The organism is Xenorhabdus khoisanae, assembly GCF_001037465.1.
GTDB classification, from domain to species: Bacteria; Pseudomonadota; Gammaproteobacteria; order Enterobacterales; family Enterobacteriaceae; genus Xenorhabdus; species Xenorhabdus khoisanae.
This window is the reverse complement of record NZ_LFCV01000092.1, coordinates 1-16,923: the sequence shown is the minus strand read 5'-3', so window position 1 is coordinate 16,923 and position 16,923 is coordinate 1. Positions and strand designations below refer to the sequence as shown.

General features: G+C 46.1%; 19 protein-coding genes and 1 pseudogene. All 20 read left to right on the top strand.

Annotated elements, in window-relative coordinates; translation table 11 throughout:
* Nucleotides 1-439: 439 nt before the first annotated feature.
* The 20 genes and pseudogenes from AB204_RS13855 to AB204_RS13765 all read left to right on the top strand — a co-directional run bounded on the left by AB204_RS13855 (nucleotide 440) and on the right by AB204_RS13765 (nucleotide 16,537).
* Nucleotides 440-628, top strand: a complete 189-nt coding sequence (locus AB204_RS13855) for a transposase family protein (RefSeq protein WP_053067912.1) — start codon at nucleotides 440-442, stop codon at nucleotides 626-628.
* Nucleotides 576-707 (top strand): annotated as a pseudogene (locus tag AB204_RS23990) (ISAs1 family transposase); the annotation flags it as partial. The gene AB204_RS13855 and the pseudogene AB204_RS23990, both read left to right, overlap by 53 nt.
* 595 nt (nucleotides 708-1,302) lie before the next feature.
* On the top strand, nucleotides 1,303-1,692 hold the full coding sequence (locus AB204_RS13850; protein WP_047963957.1) for a hypothetical protein: 390 nt from the start codon (nucleotides 1,303-1,305) through the stop codon (nucleotides 1,690-1,692).
* Nucleotides 1,693-1,795: 103 nt separating this feature from the next.
* Nucleotides 1,796-2,869, top strand: a complete 1,074-nt coding sequence (locus AB204_RS13845; protein ID WP_047963956.1) for a methyltransferase — start codon at nucleotides 1,796-1,798, stop codon at nucleotides 2,867-2,869.
* A gap of 13 nt (nucleotides 2,870-2,882) precedes the next feature.
* Entirely contained in the window at nucleotides 2,883-3,617 is a 735-nt protein-coding gene (locus tag AB204_RS13840; RefSeq protein WP_047963955.1) for a beta-ketoacyl synthase chain length factor, read from the top strand.
* A 1-nt stretch (nucleotide 3,618) separates the two neighbouring features.
* Entirely contained in the window at nucleotides 3,619-4,404 is a 786-nt protein-coding gene (locus tag AB204_RS13835) for a lysophospholipid acyltransferase family protein (protein WP_047963954.1), read from the top strand.
* 24 nt (nucleotides 4,405-4,428) lie between these two features.
* Entirely contained in the window at nucleotides 4,429-4,698 is a 270-nt protein-coding gene (locus tag AB204_RS13830; protein WP_047963953.1) for a phosphopantetheine-binding protein, read from the top strand.
* An 11-nt stretch (nucleotides 4,699-4,709) separates the two neighbouring features.
* Complete coding sequence (locus AB204_RS13825) at nucleotides 4,710-4,961, top strand: acyl carrier protein (protein ID WP_047963952.1); 252 nt, start codon at nucleotides 4,710-4,712, stop codon at nucleotides 4,959-4,961.
* Between the two features lie 41 nt (nucleotides 4,962-5,002).
* A complete protein-coding gene (locus tag AB204_RS13820) occupies nucleotides 5,003-5,581 on the top strand; it encodes a COG4648 family protein (protein WP_235428091.1) in 579 nt (192 codons plus the stop codon).
* Entirely contained in the window at nucleotides 5,578-6,966 is a 1,389-nt protein-coding gene (locus tag AB204_RS13815) for an AMP-binding protein (protein WP_047963951.1), read from the top strand. The genes AB204_RS13820 and AB204_RS13815 overlap by 4 nt, the downstream gene beginning before the upstream one ends.
* Nucleotides 6,953-7,312: an ApeI family dehydratase gene (locus tag AB204_RS13810; protein ID WP_047963950.1), complete on the top strand. Its 360-nt coding sequence runs from the start codon at nucleotides 6,953-6,955 to the stop codon at nucleotides 7,310-7,312. Before AB204_RS13815 ends, AB204_RS13810 begins: the two co-directional genes overlap by 14 nt.
* Nucleotides 7,309-9,018, top strand: a complete 1,710-nt coding sequence (locus AB204_RS13805) for a glycosyltransferase family 2 protein (RefSeq protein WP_235428092.1) — start codon at nucleotides 7,309-7,311, stop codon at nucleotides 9,016-9,018. Before AB204_RS13810 ends, AB204_RS13805 begins: the two co-directional genes overlap by 4 nt.
* A 5-nt stretch (nucleotides 9,019-9,023) precedes the next feature.
* Nucleotides 9,024-9,446, top strand: a complete 423-nt coding sequence (locus AB204_RS13800; RefSeq protein ID WP_047963948.1) for an acyl-CoA thioesterase — start codon at nucleotides 9,024-9,026, stop codon at nucleotides 9,444-9,446.
* Between the two features lie 14 nt (nucleotides 9,447-9,460).
* Nucleotides 9,461-10,066 (top strand): outer membrane lipoprotein carrier protein LolA, encoded by a 606-nt coding sequence (locus AB204_RS13795; protein WP_047963998.1) that lies wholly within the window; start codon nucleotides 9,461-9,463, stop codon nucleotides 10,064-10,066.
* Nucleotides 10,038-12,362 (top strand): MMPL family transporter, encoded by a 2,325-nt coding sequence (locus tag AB204_RS13790; protein WP_047963947.1) that lies wholly within the window; start codon nucleotides 10,038-10,040, stop codon nucleotides 12,360-12,362. Before AB204_RS13795 ends, AB204_RS13790 begins: the two co-directional genes overlap by 29 nt.
* Nucleotides 12,359-12,922, top strand: a complete 564-nt coding sequence (locus AB204_RS13785) for a DUF3261 domain-containing protein (RefSeq protein ID WP_047963946.1) — start codon at nucleotides 12,359-12,361, stop codon at nucleotides 12,920-12,922. The genes AB204_RS13790 and AB204_RS13785 overlap by 4 nt, the downstream gene beginning before the upstream one ends.
* A gap of 3 nt (nucleotides 12,923-12,925) precedes the next feature.
* Complete coding sequence (locus tag AB204_RS13780; RefSeq protein ID WP_047963945.1) at nucleotides 12,926-14,092, top strand: beta-ketoacyl-[acyl-carrier-protein] synthase family protein; 1,167 nt, start codon at nucleotides 12,926-12,928, stop codon at nucleotides 14,090-14,092.
* Nucleotides 14,092-14,568 (top strand): ApeP family dehydratase, encoded by a 477-nt coding sequence (locus AB204_RS13775; protein ID WP_047963944.1) that lies wholly within the window; start codon nucleotides 14,092-14,094, stop codon nucleotides 14,566-14,568. The genes AB204_RS13780 and AB204_RS13775 overlap by 1 nt, the downstream gene beginning before the upstream one ends.
* Complete coding sequence (locus tag AB204_RS13770; protein WP_047963943.1) at nucleotides 14,565-15,296, top strand: 3-ketoacyl-ACP reductase FabG2; 732 nt, start codon at nucleotides 14,565-14,567, stop codon at nucleotides 15,294-15,296. The genes AB204_RS13775 and AB204_RS13770 overlap by 4 nt, the downstream gene beginning before the upstream one ends.
* The gene (locus tag AB204_RS13765) at nucleotides 15,293-16,537 is read left to right on the top strand and encodes a beta-ketoacyl-ACP synthase (protein ID WP_047963942.1); all 1,245 of its coding nucleotides are present in this window, start codon (nucleotides 15,293-15,295) and stop codon (nucleotides 16,535-16,537) included. The genes AB204_RS13770 and AB204_RS13765 overlap by 4 nt, the downstream gene beginning before the upstream one ends.
* Nucleotides 16,538-16,923 lie beyond the last annotated feature (386 nt).

Here is a 16,923-nt window from a genome sequence, read left to right as displayed (position 1 = left end):
AGTGATTTTGATAATTCTGTTGTGAAAGAATATTTCATTAGATAGCTTATAAAAACAACTAATTAAGCTGCTAATTTTAATTATGTTTTGACATATCAAAAACATAAAGATATTTTTATGTACTAATTATTTTCTTAAACAAGAAAAATGAACACTTAAAATTAGAAAATTTAGTTTTCCTGCCAGAGATATCCCTAAAAATCTTTTCCCCCTCTCCACTATGCACCCTGTGCGCAATGCCCTGAAAGCTTTGCTACATCTGGGATGACTATGATACGTCACGCAAAATTTACGAAATGCTGAATTCCTTTTCTATATCAAATGCTCTTTAGCGGCGGTCACCGCGCTTGCTCAACTAACAGTCGTAAATTATAAATTTATTTCCAGATGATTCAATCAATTAAAATGATTTTACCCATACAGGGTGGGGGTATCTTTTATGCTTCTGGGTTGTGAAGGTTTCAATGCGATTGAAGAGTACGGTAAATCCAAGGAAGATTGGTTTCGGCAATTTCTGGATCTTCACAATGGTATCCCCAGCCACGATACCTTTAACGATGTGATAAACCGGCTTGATCCCCAAGCTGCTGGTCTTGCTGGATATTGGTGGTTCTACCATCACGATTGACGCGATGGGCTGCCAGTACAAAATCGCTGACCAGATTGTCGAAAACAAGGCAGATTATGTGCTGGCGTTAAAAGGCCACATGATCCCCCTTATTGGAAGAAGCAATTCGTCATAGTGACATTTGGTTAGAAAACGGAATTCAAAAAGGATCTTCGGTCACATAAAGGTGTAGATACTGCTTTAGGCGTTCCTTCCGGTCCAAATTCGGGAATATCAATTAAGAGGTAGTTAAGATAAGGAAAAATGACCACATTCTCTAATGATGAAAGGAAATCCCTTAAAATAATATTAAAATATTAATAATAAAAAATAACAGAAGTGACTATTCACTGGCTTTTTATCACTCATATTACAAAATAACTCATTCACCATATAAATACATTCCAAGGATAGAATTTACATTAACTATATAAAGCAAAATCGCACAATTAATCTTCACCCGCCCAACTTCAAACCAATAGTAGAAATACATGCAAATATACTTTTGTATAGTCAATGAGTCATGAAAAAGCAATAAAACATAGAGATAAAAATCGGGTGGAAAGTGGAAATATTCTTAATAATATTTATAGTGAAATGATAGATGTAGCAGTATTGTAAGAATTTATTTAAGATATTCTACGCAAAGTAATTATGTCACAAGCTATATTGCCTCATCTAACAAGAGAAAAATGATGAAAACTTCACATAAACTGTTAATCAGTCTGGCTTGCATCGTCACGCTCGCAGGTTGCGCACGGAATGTGCCAATATTAACGCCTCAAACTACTATCGTGACACATAACTCCCAGCCTTCCGTGAAAAAAGCTATTTTGGAAGCAGGCAAAAAACGCAAATGGGTTATGACTGAAGTTTCCCCGGGTGTTATTGATGGCTTCCTGAAAAAGCGCAAACATGACGTTCAAATACGCATCAATTATACCGCCAAAAATTACTCCATTAATTATGTTACCAGCCATAAGCTGAGAGAAAGTAACGGTAAAATTCACCGCAATTACAATCGCTGGATCAATAATCTGGATAAAGATATTCAGTCAAATTTAGTCCTGCTGGCTAATCAGTAACATCATCTTAGAGCCTACCCCGATAGGTAAAAAATTCCTGATGAGGTAGGCTTCAATCTTTAAATATATTTTCTGGCTATAGACATATCGGATATTGGGATATATGACTGCACCCTACAATTATGACAAAGACGAATTCAGTGCTCTGGAAGCGATTACTGAAGCTCAGCGCATTGCTTTTGCTCCCATGCTATTTCAAACCGCAATCGGATTGCGCGATTGTGGAATTTTATCTTTCTTAGATAAAAATCATAAGAATGGTGCAACTAAAGATGAAATTTGTAGCAGTTCAGAATTAGACAGCTACGGCGTGGGTATTTTGCTGGATATGGGATTGAGCGGTAAAATTATCATCAAACAAGATGAACGTTATTTTCTCAGTAAAATCGGCCACTATTTGCTGCATGACAAAATGACCCGCGTCAATATGGATTTCACCCAAGATGTTTGTTATCAGGGGCTATTTCATCTAAAAGAATCGCTTATGAAAAATAAGCCTGCCGGATTAAAAGTATTCGGTGAATGGCCAACCATTTATCCCGCCCTTAGCCAATTACCTGAGCCTGCAAAAACAAGCTGGTTTTCATTCGATCATTTTTATTCTGACTCTGCCTTTAGCGCAGCCTTGAAAACCATTTTCTCCATGAATCCTAAAGTGATTTATGATGTCGGTGGCAATACAGGAAAATGGGCATTGCGCTGCTGCCGATATGACAGTAAAGTCAGCGTCACTATTCTGGATTTACCCCAGCAAATAAAACTGGCTGAAGAAAATATACGCAGCCAAGGCATGGCTGACCGTATTTTCGGCTATCCTGTTGACATGTTATCGGATAACGACTTACCCACAGAAGCAGATATCTGGTGGATGAGCCAATTCTTGGATTGTTTTTCCGAAACACAAATTATAGGCATCTTACGCAAGATCTCAGCAGCAATGAAACCTGATGCACGAATCTGCATTATGGAGCTGTTCTGGGACTGCCAGCCTTTTGAAGCAGCGGCTTATAGTCTTAATGCGACCTCGCTTTATTTTACTTGTATGGCAAATGGCAATAGTCGTTTTTACAGCATTGATGACTTTACCCAATTCCTGAATAAAGCAGGGTTGGTAATAGAAAGCCAAATTGATCAGTTAGGGCTTGGACACACATTACTGATCTGCAAAAAGCAGTAACGAACGGTATTTCATGAAATTGACATTGGATATTACAGATTGGCAAGCCATCGCACCGGGACTTTCCATGGATGAAGAATGGAAAGAATGGTCTGCGGCATCACCCGCCGTTATTGATGGTTCATGCCCATTAGCAAAATGCTCCCAGTTACCCATGATGACGGCTCGTCGTCTCAGTTCAGGTAGCCGCCTTGCCGTAGACTGTGGTTTGACTATCCTTCGTCGCAATCAAGTCGATGCTATTGTTTATAGCAGTCGTCATGGTGAATTGGAGCGCAATTACCAGATATTGCACAATCTGGCACAGACAGAGAGCGTTTCGCCAACCAATTTTGCCATGTCAGTTCATAACTCTTCAGTCGGCAATCTGACCATTGTGGCTAAAGCGCCTCTGGTTTCCTCTTCCATTTCGGCAGGCATTGACAGTTTTCAGCAAGGTCTGTTTGAAGCCCTGACACTGCTCCATGCGGGTCATCGTAAAATCCTGCTCGTTGATTTTGATGGCGAGATCCCTGGCTTTTATCACAATGTCATTGATGCCAATACCCCAACCTATCCGTTTGCGGTAGCGCTGCTACTGGAGCAAGGCACTGGCCTGTGCTGTACAAAGCAGTCTTCCACAAGGCTATCTTCCCCGGAAACCGAACCTAATCTTCCCCAAAGCTTACAGTTTCTTCATGGCTGGCTGCGAGGTGAACAAAATTTCATGGTTACTGGGGATCGTTGTCAATGGAATTGGAACCGATAAGATGGTGAAAAGAATTACAGTCAATATCGCTGAACGAATTAACTGGCTCTGGCGTCTGCTCATGACAGGGTTCTGTTTCGTCCTGTTTGGCGTAGGCGGGCTACTGCTTTCCCTTATCTGGTTTAATTTATTGCTGTTTTTTCAACGCAATGAAGACAAACGATGCCGTCTTGCGCGCCACAGTATTTCGTTCAGCTTCCGTCTGTTCCTCTTTTTAACCAGAAAATTGGGCGTACTGGATTACCATTTTAGTGGTCTGGAAAAAATTCGCACAGACAAAGGCTGTTTGATCGTTGCAAATCATCCTACTTTGCTGGATTACGTCATATTGGCCTCAACCCTGCCGGATGTGGATTGCATCGTAAAATCAGCGCTGCTGCGCAATCCGTTTGTCAGTGGTGCAATCCGTTCTGCCCGTTATCTCATCAACAGCGATGCAGAAATTTTGCTTCCTGTTTGCCGCGAACGGTTAGCTTCCGGACACAATATTCTGATTTTTCCGGAAGGAACGCGCACGACGCCGGGGCATCCTATTTCGCTTCAACGTGGGGCGGCCAATATCGCCGTGCGATGTGAGTGCGATTTACGGATCATACATATTACTTGCAGCCAGAAAATGTTAGATAAGAAAAGCAAGTGGTATCAAATTCCACCCCAAAAACCCATTTATACGATCACCATTGGTGAACAACTCACCAATGAAAATTTTGCTGTCGATACAGAGAACGGACACGCCATCGCTGCCCGTCAGCTCAATCGCCAGCTTACTCATTTATTAACACCATAAAATTAATCGATATCGGATACGATGATGCAAGAACTACACCCAAAACTACACAATGAAATAAAACAATTAATCATAGATACCCTGAATCTGGAAGAGCTCACACCTGCTGATATTGAAACCGATGCGCCCTTATTTGGCGATGGTTTAGGGCTAGACTCTATTGATGCGCTGGAACTGGGTTTGGCAGTCAAAAACCGTTATGGCATCGTCTTATCTTCCGAAAGTGAAGAGATGCGCCAGCACTTTTCTTCTGTCGCCGCACTGGCAACTTATATCCAGTCACAACAAGTATAAGAACAGGTGTCATCATGGAAAAACAAGCTATTTTTCAGGAAGTATCACAACTCTTGGTTCAATTGTTTGAACTGTCCCCTGAAGACATTACGCCTGAATCACGTCTTTACGAAGATCTGGAACTCGACAGCATTGATGCGGTTGATATGGTCGTCCATTTGCAGAAAAAAACCGGCCGCAAGATCAAACCAGAAGCATTCAAATCTGTCCGCACAGTTCAGGATGTTGTGGATGCCGTAGAGCAATTGCTGAAAGGGCAATAATCAGTACAACAAAAACAAGCTGCAAACATTTGGGTAGTTAATTGAAGCCATTGATTTTATTGTTCCGTATTGCCAATACCGTGATGTTGATCGCCTGGCCTTTCTTGGTGTGGGCGATGGTCAACTACGGGCAATTTCATGCAATATTAGTTGTCATTATTCTGTTTTTTGTTTTGCGATTACTGTTAAGCAAACACCAAACGCAAAATCAGCAAAAAACGGGTTGGAATGCCGGATGGATATTATCCATAGCCGGAATAATTCTGGGGCTAGCCAGTTTATTCCTGCGCAATCATCAATTGCTGATGTACTACCCAGTGGTCGTTAATACCGTTCTGCTGATCCTGTTCGGTGGTTCATTACATTATGGGCCTCCCATCATTGAAAGAATGGCCCGTTACAAAGAGCCGGATTTACCTCCAGAGGGCGTTATCTATACACGTAAAGTCACTTATATCTGGTGCCTGTTTTTTATGTTCAATGGCGCTGTAGCACTTGGGACTTGCCTGTATAACGATATGGTTTTATGGACATTGTGGAACGGAATGGTGAGTTATCTATTAATCGGGTTACTCATCACCGTTGAATGGCTGATACGCCAACGGGTAAAGAAAAGATGAAAGTACAACCCATATCCCAATGGCTATCAGAAGATAATTGCCCCAATAGAATCATCAGTTGGGGCAATCATGCTATCAGCCTGAATACACTCCGGCAGGATGTCATCGCCCTGTATTGGCGTCTCAAAGAGCGGAGTTTGCAAGACCAAGAACAGAAAACTCTCCGCTGGGCGCTGTGTTTTGAAGATAGTTACCATTTCTGTGTCGCACTATTGGCAACACTTCATGCCGGCCAGACTCCCGTTATTCCGGGGCACTGCCGTGAGGCTCAGTTGCAGGAACAACTGCCTCTGTTTGATGGTGTATTAACCGATTTGCCTCTGACTTTATCTTGTCCTTGCTGGCAAATCTCGCTGTCTAACCCAGAAGTTGATGTTATGGAAAAAGCCTCACCTGACATCACATTACCGGCTATTCCGGCTGATGCCGCTTTGGTGATGTTCACTTCCGGTTCAACGGGTAAACCTCAGCAAGTGATCAAACCTGTCGCAGTCATGGATCTTGAATCCCAATGGCTGGCGGCTTTATGGGGAGATCAACTGCAATCTTGTATTGTCAGAGCGTCGGTCAGTCATCAACATCTGTATGGTTTGACCTTCCGCATCTGGTTGCCTATGTCATTGGGTCTGCCATTCGACCGCAAAATGGTGGAGTTTCCCGAGCAACTCATCGGTAGCCCACGCTGCGTTCTGATCAGTAGCCCCGCCTTTTTACAAAGGCTTGATGACAAACTTCCCGCACCAGAATGCGCTTTTGTGGTTTCGGCGGGCGGCCCTTTGCATTTTGCCCATGCAGAACGGGTGCAACAATGGCTCAATATTCTCCCCAATGAAATTTATGGCTGTACCGAAACAGGCATCATGGCTTGGCGCGAGCGTAAAACAGACAATGCCGTTTGGACAACATTTGAGAATGTTTCATTCCGTGAAGATGAGGAAGGAAATCTACGCGTTTATTCTCCGCTGGTGACTGAACCCAAAGGCTTAATTTTGGATGATCAGTTTGCCTTCGATGACCGGGGTAATTTCACTTTATTGGGACGTCGTGACCGGCTGGTAAAAATTGAAGAAAAGCGCATTTCACTGTCTGAAATTGAGCGCCGTTTGTGTGACATTCATGGCATCGCTGATGCTGCGGCACTGCTCATCAATCGGGGAAAACGCAACTACATTGGCGCAGTCGTGGTTTTAGAGCATGAAGACTACGAACGCTATCAGCAACAAGGTGTTAATCAGTTTTCCCGACATTGGCGTTGCCAATTGAAGCCTTGGCTGGAACCCGTCGCATTACCCCGCTACTGGCGAGTGATCGAATCCATCCCCTTGAATGCCCAAAGCAAACGTTCATGGCCTGCGTTACAGGAGCTATTTAATGAAACCCATTGAAATTCACCGCGGGCAACCTGCTCAAAATGAGGCCATTATACAACTGTATTTAGATCCCGATCTGGCTTGGTTTCGTGGGCATTTTCCCATTCAACCGCTCTTGCCGGGTGTGGCCCAAATCGATTGGGTTATGCACTATGCTGAGACTTTACTCGCGCCAGACTGGTCTTTCTCTTCGATTGAAATGGTTAAATTCCAGTTTCCCCTGCAACCCCGTGACAAACTTCTGTTAAAAATGACGTGGGCAGAAGAAAAACAGCTTCTGGCCTTCAGCTATGAAGTGGAAGTTTCAAACGGCAGCGAACATCAGACTGCAAGCCAAGGAAAGATAAAGTTATGTCGCTGAGCGTGAACACCATTACGCCCTGCGTGGTTATTCCTTGTTATAACCACGGCGCAACCATGCCTGCTGTATTGGAAAGGTTATCGCCTTATCAACTTCACTGCTTTATCGTCGATGACGGAAGTGAAGCTGATACTCAACGTCGCCTTGAAGATTTGGCAAAATCGGTTCCCAATGTGACGCTTCTCCGCCTTGCACATAATCAGGGCAAAGGGGGGGCTGTTATGGCAGGAATGCGGGCTGCCGCAGATGCAGGATATAGCCACGCCTTGCAGGTTGATGCAGATGGGCAACATTGCCTTGACGATATTCCCGCGTTTTTAGCAAAGGCACAGCAGCATCCTAACAGCTTGATTTCCGGCAATCCGATATATGACGTTTCCGTGCCAAAATCCCGCCTTTATGGACGCTATATCACTCATTTCTGGGTTTGGGTAGAGACGCTTTCTTTTTCCATCAAAGACAGCATGTGTGGCTTCCGGGTTTATCCGTTGGCGCCTACGCTGCAATTGTTGGCTAAAAAAGACATTGGCCGCAGGATGGATTTTGATATCGAAATCATGGTGCGGCTTTACTGGCAAGGAACAGAAAGTGAGTTTGTGCCAACAAAAGTGATTTATCCTGAAAATGGCTTGTCCCATTTCGATGCACTGCGGGATAACCTCAGCATCTCATGGATGCATACCCGTCTGTTTTTCAGCATGTTACCACGCATTCCCTCGCTGTTATGGCGTAAACGATTATGGCGCAACCACCGTCACTGGTCTGATATTAAAGAGCGCAAGGGGCTGCTTGGCATGAAGTTTATGCTGGCGGTTTATCGATGGCTCGGACGCAAGCCCTTTGAGTGGCTGCTTTATCCTGTTGTTGGCTATTTCTGGGCCACTGGCGGCTCACAACGTCAGGCATCGCGTCAGTATCTTGCGCGTCTGAAACAGACCATGCAACGCAAAGGGGTCCCCATTCCACAACACCTTGATAGTTACCGTCATTACCTGCGTTTCGGCGGAGCCATGTTGGATAAAATCGCAAGCTGGCGCGGTGATTTAAAATGGGGAAAAGATATCGAATTTGCACCAGACGCAGAACAGACGCTTTTGGATGGGAATTCAGGTGGCAAGCTGCTTCTGGTTTCGCATCTGGGCGACATTGAAGTTTGTCGGGCACTGGCACAAAAGGCAGGGAAACAAACCATCAATGCACTGGTGTTTACTGAACATGCCCAACGTTTCAAACAAATTATTGAAGAAGTCTCACCACAGGCAGGCATCAATTTATTGCCGGTGACGGATGTGGGAGCCGATACCGCCATCATGCTGAAAGAAAAAATTGATGCCGGTGAATGGGTCGCTATTGTCGGTGATCGGATTGCTGTTAATCCTTCCCGAGCCAATACCCAGCGTGTGGTTTGGAGCCAATTCCTTGGTCATCCAGCTCCCTTTCCGCAAGGGCCGTTTATCCTTGCATCCGTGTTGCGCTGCCCAGTACTGTTAATGTTCGCTCTCCGACAAAATAACCAATTCAGAATTTATTGTGAGCACTTCGCCAATCCGCTGGAACTGCCGCGTAAACAAAGAGAACAGGCATTGCAGCAGGCAGTGGATCACTACGCTTCCCGTCTGGAACATTACGCTCTGCAATCTCCCCTTGATTGGTTCAATTTTTTCGATTTCTGGCAATTGCCAGCTGATCGGACAAATAAGGAATAAAAAAAATGCTGACTGATCCCCGTTTTACCGCTGAGGTCGAATTGACCGTGCCATTTCATGACGCAGATCCCATGGGCGTCGTTTGGCATGGAAATTACTTCCGCTATTTTGAAATTGCCCGTGAAGCGCTGATGAACCAATTCAATTATGGTTATAGCGAAATGCGCGAATCCGGTTACGTTTGGCCTGTCGTTGATGCCCGAATCAAATACCGTGCATCAGTGCGCTTTGAACAAAAAATACGCGTGAGGGCTACCATTGAAGAATTTGAAAACCGCCTGAAAATTGCTTACCAGATTTTTGATGCAGCAAGCGGCCAAAAAACAACGATGGGCTACACCATTCAGGTTGCCGTTTCCGAAGAAACACAGGAGATGAGTTTTGTCAGCCCGGATATTCTATTCGAACGCATGGGAGTTAGGCCGTGAAAAAATGGCGCTGGATGCTGCTATTTCTGACAGCAAATTTTCTGATAATCAATAATGTGGCACATGCCGTTACCCTTGAAGAGTTACAACAGCGCTTTACACACCAGCCTGTTGTCCGTGCTCACTTTACACAGGAGCGTCAAATTCAGGGCATGCCTCAACCGCTGCGCTCCAACGGTGACATGTTGGTTTCACAGCATCAAGGGCTGTGGTGGCATCAGAAGAAACCTTTCCCGCTGACACTGGTATTGGATGACAGCCATATGGTGCAAATCATGTCGGGGCAAGCGCCTCAGGTGATTACTGCTGACTCCAATCCACAACTGTTTCAGTTCAATCATTTGATGCGGGCCTTGTTTCAGGCCGATCGTGCCGTGCTGGAAGAAAATTTCAAAATCGAGTTCAGTGACTTAGGGCAGGAAAAGTGGCGTTTGGTATTAACGCCAAAAACCTCCCCTTTGGATAAACTGTTCACGGCGATTACCCTGAACGGTCAAGCTAATCTTGATGCTATTTTACTCACCGATCGCCAGGGTGATCGCACAGAATTATCGTTTACTCAACACCGACTGACTCCTGAGACGCTAAGCCATGAAGAAGAGCAACACTTCAAATTCTGAGCCGCGTCTGCTGGCATTATTCTGGCTGCTCATGTGCACTATCTTACTGATATCACTGGTAGTCTTGTTACCGCAATCCCGCTTGTCCACCAGCGTACTGGCATTACTACCTGCACAAAGTGCCGGAGAGATGCCACCCGCTCTGCAAGAAGAGTTTATACAACGCCTTGATCGCCAATTGGTCTGGATGGTCAGTCCGGGGAAGAAAGAAGACTCTGCACCTGCGCAATATTGGCTGGAACATCTGCAAAAAACCTCATTTCTGACCCATGTCAAAGGGCCAATGACCGCAGAACAGCAACAAGCATGGGGACGCTTTTACTATGAGCACCGTAATGCGCTGCTCGATCCTGCTACCCGTGGCAGGCTGAAAGACGATGGCAGTCAGCAGGCAAACTGGATACTGTCTCAGGTTTATTCCGCCTTTTCCGGTGTCAGTGGGCAAGAGCTCAGTAATGATCCCTTGATGCTGGTCAGGGGTTCGCAACTGGCGCTTCAACAAACATCCAGCCAATTACGCCTTCAGAATGGCTGGTTAGTTGCTAAAGATGAGTCAGGAAGAAACTGGTATCTGCTCCACGGAGAGCTGAACAGTTCCTCTTTTGATATGCAGCAAGGGCATCATGCTGTCACTGAACTCGATAAATTGCAGCAAACCTTAAAAACGCAATTTCCTGATGCCGAAGTCATTTCACGGGGAACTCTGTTTTACAGCGATTACGCGACTCAACAGGCAAAACACGATATTTCAACATTGGGTAGCGCTACCGTGTTTGGAGTATTGCTGCTTATCTATGGTGTTTTCCGCTCACTGAAACCCTTGTTACTGTGTGTTCTCTCTATCAGCATCGGCGCTTTGGCCGGAACCGTGGCAACCTTGGGTGTCTTTGGCGAATTGCATTTTATGACGCTGGTGATGAGTATCAGCATCATCGGTATTTCTGCTGACTACGCCATTTATTACCTGACAGAGCGCATGGTGCACGGGCAGGAAGTCACAGCGTGGCAAAGCATGCGGAAAGTTTTGCCTGCTTTATTAATGGCATTAGCGACCACTGTTATTGCCTATCTCATCATGATGTTTGCCCCCTTCCCCGGCCTGCGCCAATTGGCTGTATTTGCCGCTGCGGGGCTGACAGCTTCCTGCTTAACCGTCGTTTGCTGGTATCCCCGACTGGCTAAGAATCTGCCTGTGCGCCCAATTCCTGCCATGATTATGCTAATGCGCTGGCTGGCTTTGTGGAGACGTAATCGTCTGTTTTATATCGGGTTACCCGCTATGTTGGCAGTTTTTGCTTTATTGGGGATCTCTCGTTTGCACGTCAATGATGACATTGCCCAATTGCAGGCTCTGCCACAGGATATTCATCAACAGGAAAAACACATTGCCGCACTGACCGGACAGCGAAGTGACCAAAAATGGTTCGTGGTTTACGGCGATAATGCAGAACAAACATTACAGCGATTAGAGTCTTTTATACCCAAACTGGATGCAGAAAAACAGCAAGGTAATATCAGTCAGTACCAGCGTCTGCCCCTTTCCTCTCTGGCACAACAGCAGCGGGATCTTGGGCTTATCAAGGCCGCCATTCCCAATATCATGGCTCGTTTGGCAGACGCGGGACTGACAATCAAACAGCCAGATATCCACCCTATGACGGTTATACCGAATGACTGGCTCAACAGTGTGGTCAGTGAAGGCTGGCGCCTGATGTGGATAACCCTGCCAAACGGTCAAAGCGGTGTCCTGCTACCCGTCAACGGCGTTAAGGACAGTGTGCTGATGCGCCAATTAGCGGAGAAACAGGCAGGTGTCAGTTGGATCGACCGCAAACTGGCTTTTGATGAAATGTTTCAGTTTTACCGCACCATGCTTGGCTGGTTGCTGGCGGGTTCAATCATCTTGATCGCCGTCAGTTATATTATTCGGCTGGGCCTGCGCCGGGGTGTCATCAGTATATTGCCATCATTGCTGTCATTAGGGTGTGGATTGGCTGTTCTCGGTTTTAGCGGCTATAGCCTTAACTTATTCTCAATCTTGGCGCTGGTTTTGGTGCTGGGCATTGGTATCAACTACACCCTGTTTTTCAGCAATCCCCGTGGTACGCCACTCACCTCTTTGCTGGCAATCAGCGTAGCAATGTGTACTTCATTGCTCACGCTCGGCATGTTGGTATTCAGTAGTACCCAAGCAATCAGTAGTTTTGGCATTGTGTTATGCAGTGGGATCTTTACCGCATTCCTGCTCTCTCCACTGGCTATGCCCGAACGCCAAAAAAGGAAAAAGAAATCATGATACGGATAGTTATCTTATCTCTGGTTTGCCTGTTGGCAGCTTGTACGAATTTTCCACAAGATAGCTCGCCCAGCGCGTGGCTAAAGCCGGGTGTACGCGTTTCTCTGCCAGGACCGAGCATTGCGCCTGCGATTAATGAACAACAATTGCTGACAGCCACCGTCAAAGACAAACAACAATCATTAATTGTGTTGCTTAGTGCTAATGAACAACACCTGTCTCTGGCGGGGTTGTCTTCGTTAGGCATTCGGTTATTCAAACTGGATTACGACAAAAACGGCATCCATACCGAGCAATCTATTGTTTTGCCGGAACTTCCACCAGCCAATCAAGTATTGGCTGATATCATGCTGAGTTATTGGCCCGTTTCCGCCTGGCAGACCCGGCTTCCTTCTGGCTGGACACTCAAGGACAGCGGTAATTCCCGCCAACTGCATGATAAGAATGGAAAATTAATCACGGAAATTCATTATGATACCGCGAATGGCAAACGACGCCCGATTCGCGTCCAGCAGTTCATTTTTGGCTATAACATCGCCATTCAGCATCTGGAAGAGTAAAACATGATTTATATTTCTGCCGTGGGTATGCTCAATGCCTTGGGTAATAATACGGATGAAATCGCCCAGAACCTCGTGATCGGCCAAGCACCCGGCATGTATGAGCGTTCTGGCTGGTTGCAACCTGATAAAACCTGCTGTCTGGGCGGCGTTGACGGTGAATTACCTGCCATTCCTGATGCTCTGTTTAAGCACAACAGCCGTAATAACCGCTTACTACTGGCTGCCTTTCTGCAAATAAAACCACAAGTGGATGAAGCTATCGCCCGTTTCGGACGGGAACGCATCGCAATTATCATGGGAACCAGTACATCTGGCCTTGACGAAGGTGATCAACATGTTAGCCGAACAATCCATCAGCAACCTAATGAGCAGTACCATTATTACCAACAAGAACTGGGCGATCCTTCCCGCTTCCTTGCCAATTACCTTGATACCGATGGGCCGGCATTGACCATCTCCACGGCCTGTTCATCCAGTTCACGGGCGGTTATCACTGGTCAGCGCCTGATTGAAATGGGCATGGTCGATGTAGCGATTGTCGGTGGTGCAGACACACTAAGCCGCATGCCAATCAATGGCTTCGATAGCCTTGAATCCCTCTCTTCAACACGATGTGAGCCATTTTGTGAAAACCGCGAAGGCATTACCATTGGGGAAGCCTCAACATTACTGCTGCTGACACGGGAGCCTCAGCCTATTGCATTGCTCGGTGTTGGAGAATCCAGTGACGCATGGCATATGTCTGCCCCTCATCCTGAAGGAAAAGGGGCGATTGAAGCCATCAATATGGCATTGGACAACGCAGGGTTATCTCCCGCCGAGATTGGGTATATCAACCTGCATGGCACTGGCACAAAATTAAATGACCAAATGGAATCCCTCGTCATCAATCAGATTTTTGGCGAAAACACCCCGTGCAGTTCAACCAAATATTTAACCGGCCATACTCTGGGTGCGGCTGGCGCATGTGAAGCCGGTCTTTGCTGGTTATTGCTTACCCGCAATTTACCCCTGCCTGTACAAGATTTCTCGCGTTCAGGCATTGACGCCTCACTGGTTGCTTGTGGCCTTCTGGCTCAACCCAAGCCACTGGAAAAACCGATCATCATGTCGAACTCTTTTGCCTTTGGTGGAAACAATACCAGCCTGATATTGGGAACTGTATAATGCCTGACTATTTACCGGTAGATTGTTACCTCCCTCATGAAGCACCGATGGTGTTACTGGAAAAAGTGATCAACGTTTCCAGTGACCATGTCCATTGCCAAGTCACCGTCAGCAAAGAAGGTGTCCTGTCGCCTTTTCTTAACGGAGAAGGCCACCTGCCGGGTTGGTTTGCCATTGAAATCATGGCACAAACCATTGGCGTTTGGTCTGGCTGGCATCGCAAGGAAAGAAAAGAAGAAGATTCCGCATTGGGCATGTTGCTTGGTGGGCGCGCAGTACGATGTCAGGCCCCTGTTTTCACACAAGGCAGTGTGCTGGATATCCAGATGAATCTATTACTACAAGATGAAAAAGTTGGCAGCTTTGAAGGTTCGATCTGTTGCAACGGCACGGTGCTGACAACGGGTCGCCTAAATACCTACCAACCAGATAAAACAGAGCTTAAACAATTATTTCAAAGGGATGGAGTAGCATAATGCGTTCAGTTCTAGTGACCGGTGCCAGCAAAGGAATCGGCAGAGCAATTGCCTGCCGACTGGCAGCAGACGGATTCAACGTCATCGTTCATTATCACAGCGATGCTAAAGGCGCAGAAAAAACACTGGAACACATTCAGGCAAATGACGGTCATGGCCGTGTACTGAAATTTGATGTTTCAGATCGCACAACTTGCCGTGAAGTACTGGAAAAAGATATCGAAACCCACGGTGCCTATTATGGCATTGTCTGCAATGCCGGAATTGCCAAAGACGGGGCTTTTCCTGCTCTGGAAGGCAGTGACTGGGATAGCGTCATCCATACCAATCTGGATGGTTTCTACAATGTTATCCATCCCTGCGTAATGCCAATGATCGGTTTGCGTCAGGGAGGACGAATCATCACTTTGTCATCCGTGTCTGGCTTGATGGGCAACCGTGGGCAGGTCAATTACAGTGCAGCCAAAGCGGGCATTATCGGAGCCACCAAAGCGCTGGCAATCGAGTTGGCGAAAAGGAAAATCACCGTGAACTGTATTGCGCCAGGGCTAATTGGCACAGATATGATTCAAATGGAAGAGGTCGCCTTGAAAGAGGCCATGAATATGATCCCGATGAAACGCATGGGGCAAGCCGATGAAGTTGCCGGTCTTGCCAGCTACCTGATGTCTGATATTGCAGGCTATGTGACCCGTCAGGTCATTTCAATCAATGGAGGAATGCTATGAGCCATAATGGAACAACTCGCAGGGTAGTTATTACGGGAATGGGCGGTATTACCGCTCTGGGGCATGATTGGCAATCTGTTTCCGCAGGATTGAAAGCGGGTATCAACACCGTCCAACAAATGCCGGCATGGGCAGAATATGACGGGCTTAATACCCACCTCGGTGCACCTGTCACGGATTTCATTTTACCCGAACACTATACCCGTAAACGCATTCGCTCCATGGGGCGTGTTTCTCTGATGTCTACGCGCGCCACAGAGCTGGCTTTAGGGATGGCAGGTTTACTGGATGATCCCATCCTGACCAATGGGGAAACAGGCATTGCTTACGGTTCTTCGACGGGCAGTACCAAGCCGGTCAGTGAATTTGCGACCATGCTGACAGAAAAGCATACCAATAACATCACAGGTACAACTTATGTACAGATGATGCCACATACCACTGCCGTCAACACCGGGCTGTTCTTTGGTCTGCGTGGCAGAGTGATCCCAACCTCAAGTGCCTGTACATCGGGTAGTCAGGCGATCGGTTATGCGTGGGAAGCTATCCGTCATGGCTATCAAACCGTGATGGTTGCGGGTGGCGCGGAAGAGCTGTGTCCATCCGAAGCAGCGGTATTTGATACCCTGTTCGCCACCAGCCAGAAAAATGAAGCACCAAAAACTACGCCTTCCCCATTTGATGTTAACCGCGATGGGCTGGTGATTGGTGAAGGTGCTGGCACGCTGATCCTTGAAGAATTGGAACACGCTAAAGCGCGTGGCGCCAAAATTTATGGTGAAATCATTGGATTTGCGACTAACTGTGATGCTTCCCATATCACTCAGCCAAAATCCGAAACCATGCAAATATGTATTGAAATGGCGCTGAAATCAGCAGGCTTACAGCCAGCCGATATCGGTTACCTCAGCGCTCACGGAACGGCAACCGATCGGGGAGATGTGGCGGAGAGTCAAGCCACTGCCAATATCTTTGGCAACCAAACGCCTATCTCTTCACTGAAAAGCTATTTCGGCCATACACTGGGGGCCTGTGGTGCGCTTGAAGCCTGGTTAACGCTGGAAATGATGAATGAAGGCTGGTTTGCACCGACCATCAATCTCAACGAGGTTGATCCCGCTTGTGGTGAATTGGATTACATCATGCACCAACCGCGTCAAATCCAGACCGAGTTTATCCAAAGTAATAACTTTGCCTTCGGTGGTATTAATACTTCGATAGTGATCCAGCGCTGGGCATAAACATTAAATGCCATCGGATGGTTAACCCGATGGCATTTAATCTCTTCCGTTCAACTCAGATGTATTATTACGAATTTAATCAATCACTGCGAATAGTTTAATTCTGATAAATTCGGATATCATTCCATAACCGAATCAGGCCGAATTTTAGATTATTTATCAATACCAAGAATTTAATTTTTAGGATTAAATATAATTCAAACAGAAATACACTTGATAAACTCATCAGAAAAATGGAATAAGTGTTTTTATTACAAAACTATTCCCAATAACCACCACCTAAGATTGTGGCAGATATCGTTCCTCTTCCCGTTCCTTCAAATTGTGCGATTTTATTTAAAGGTGAATCTGTAAAAGCCACAGCCGCAGTAATAGGTGTCATAAGT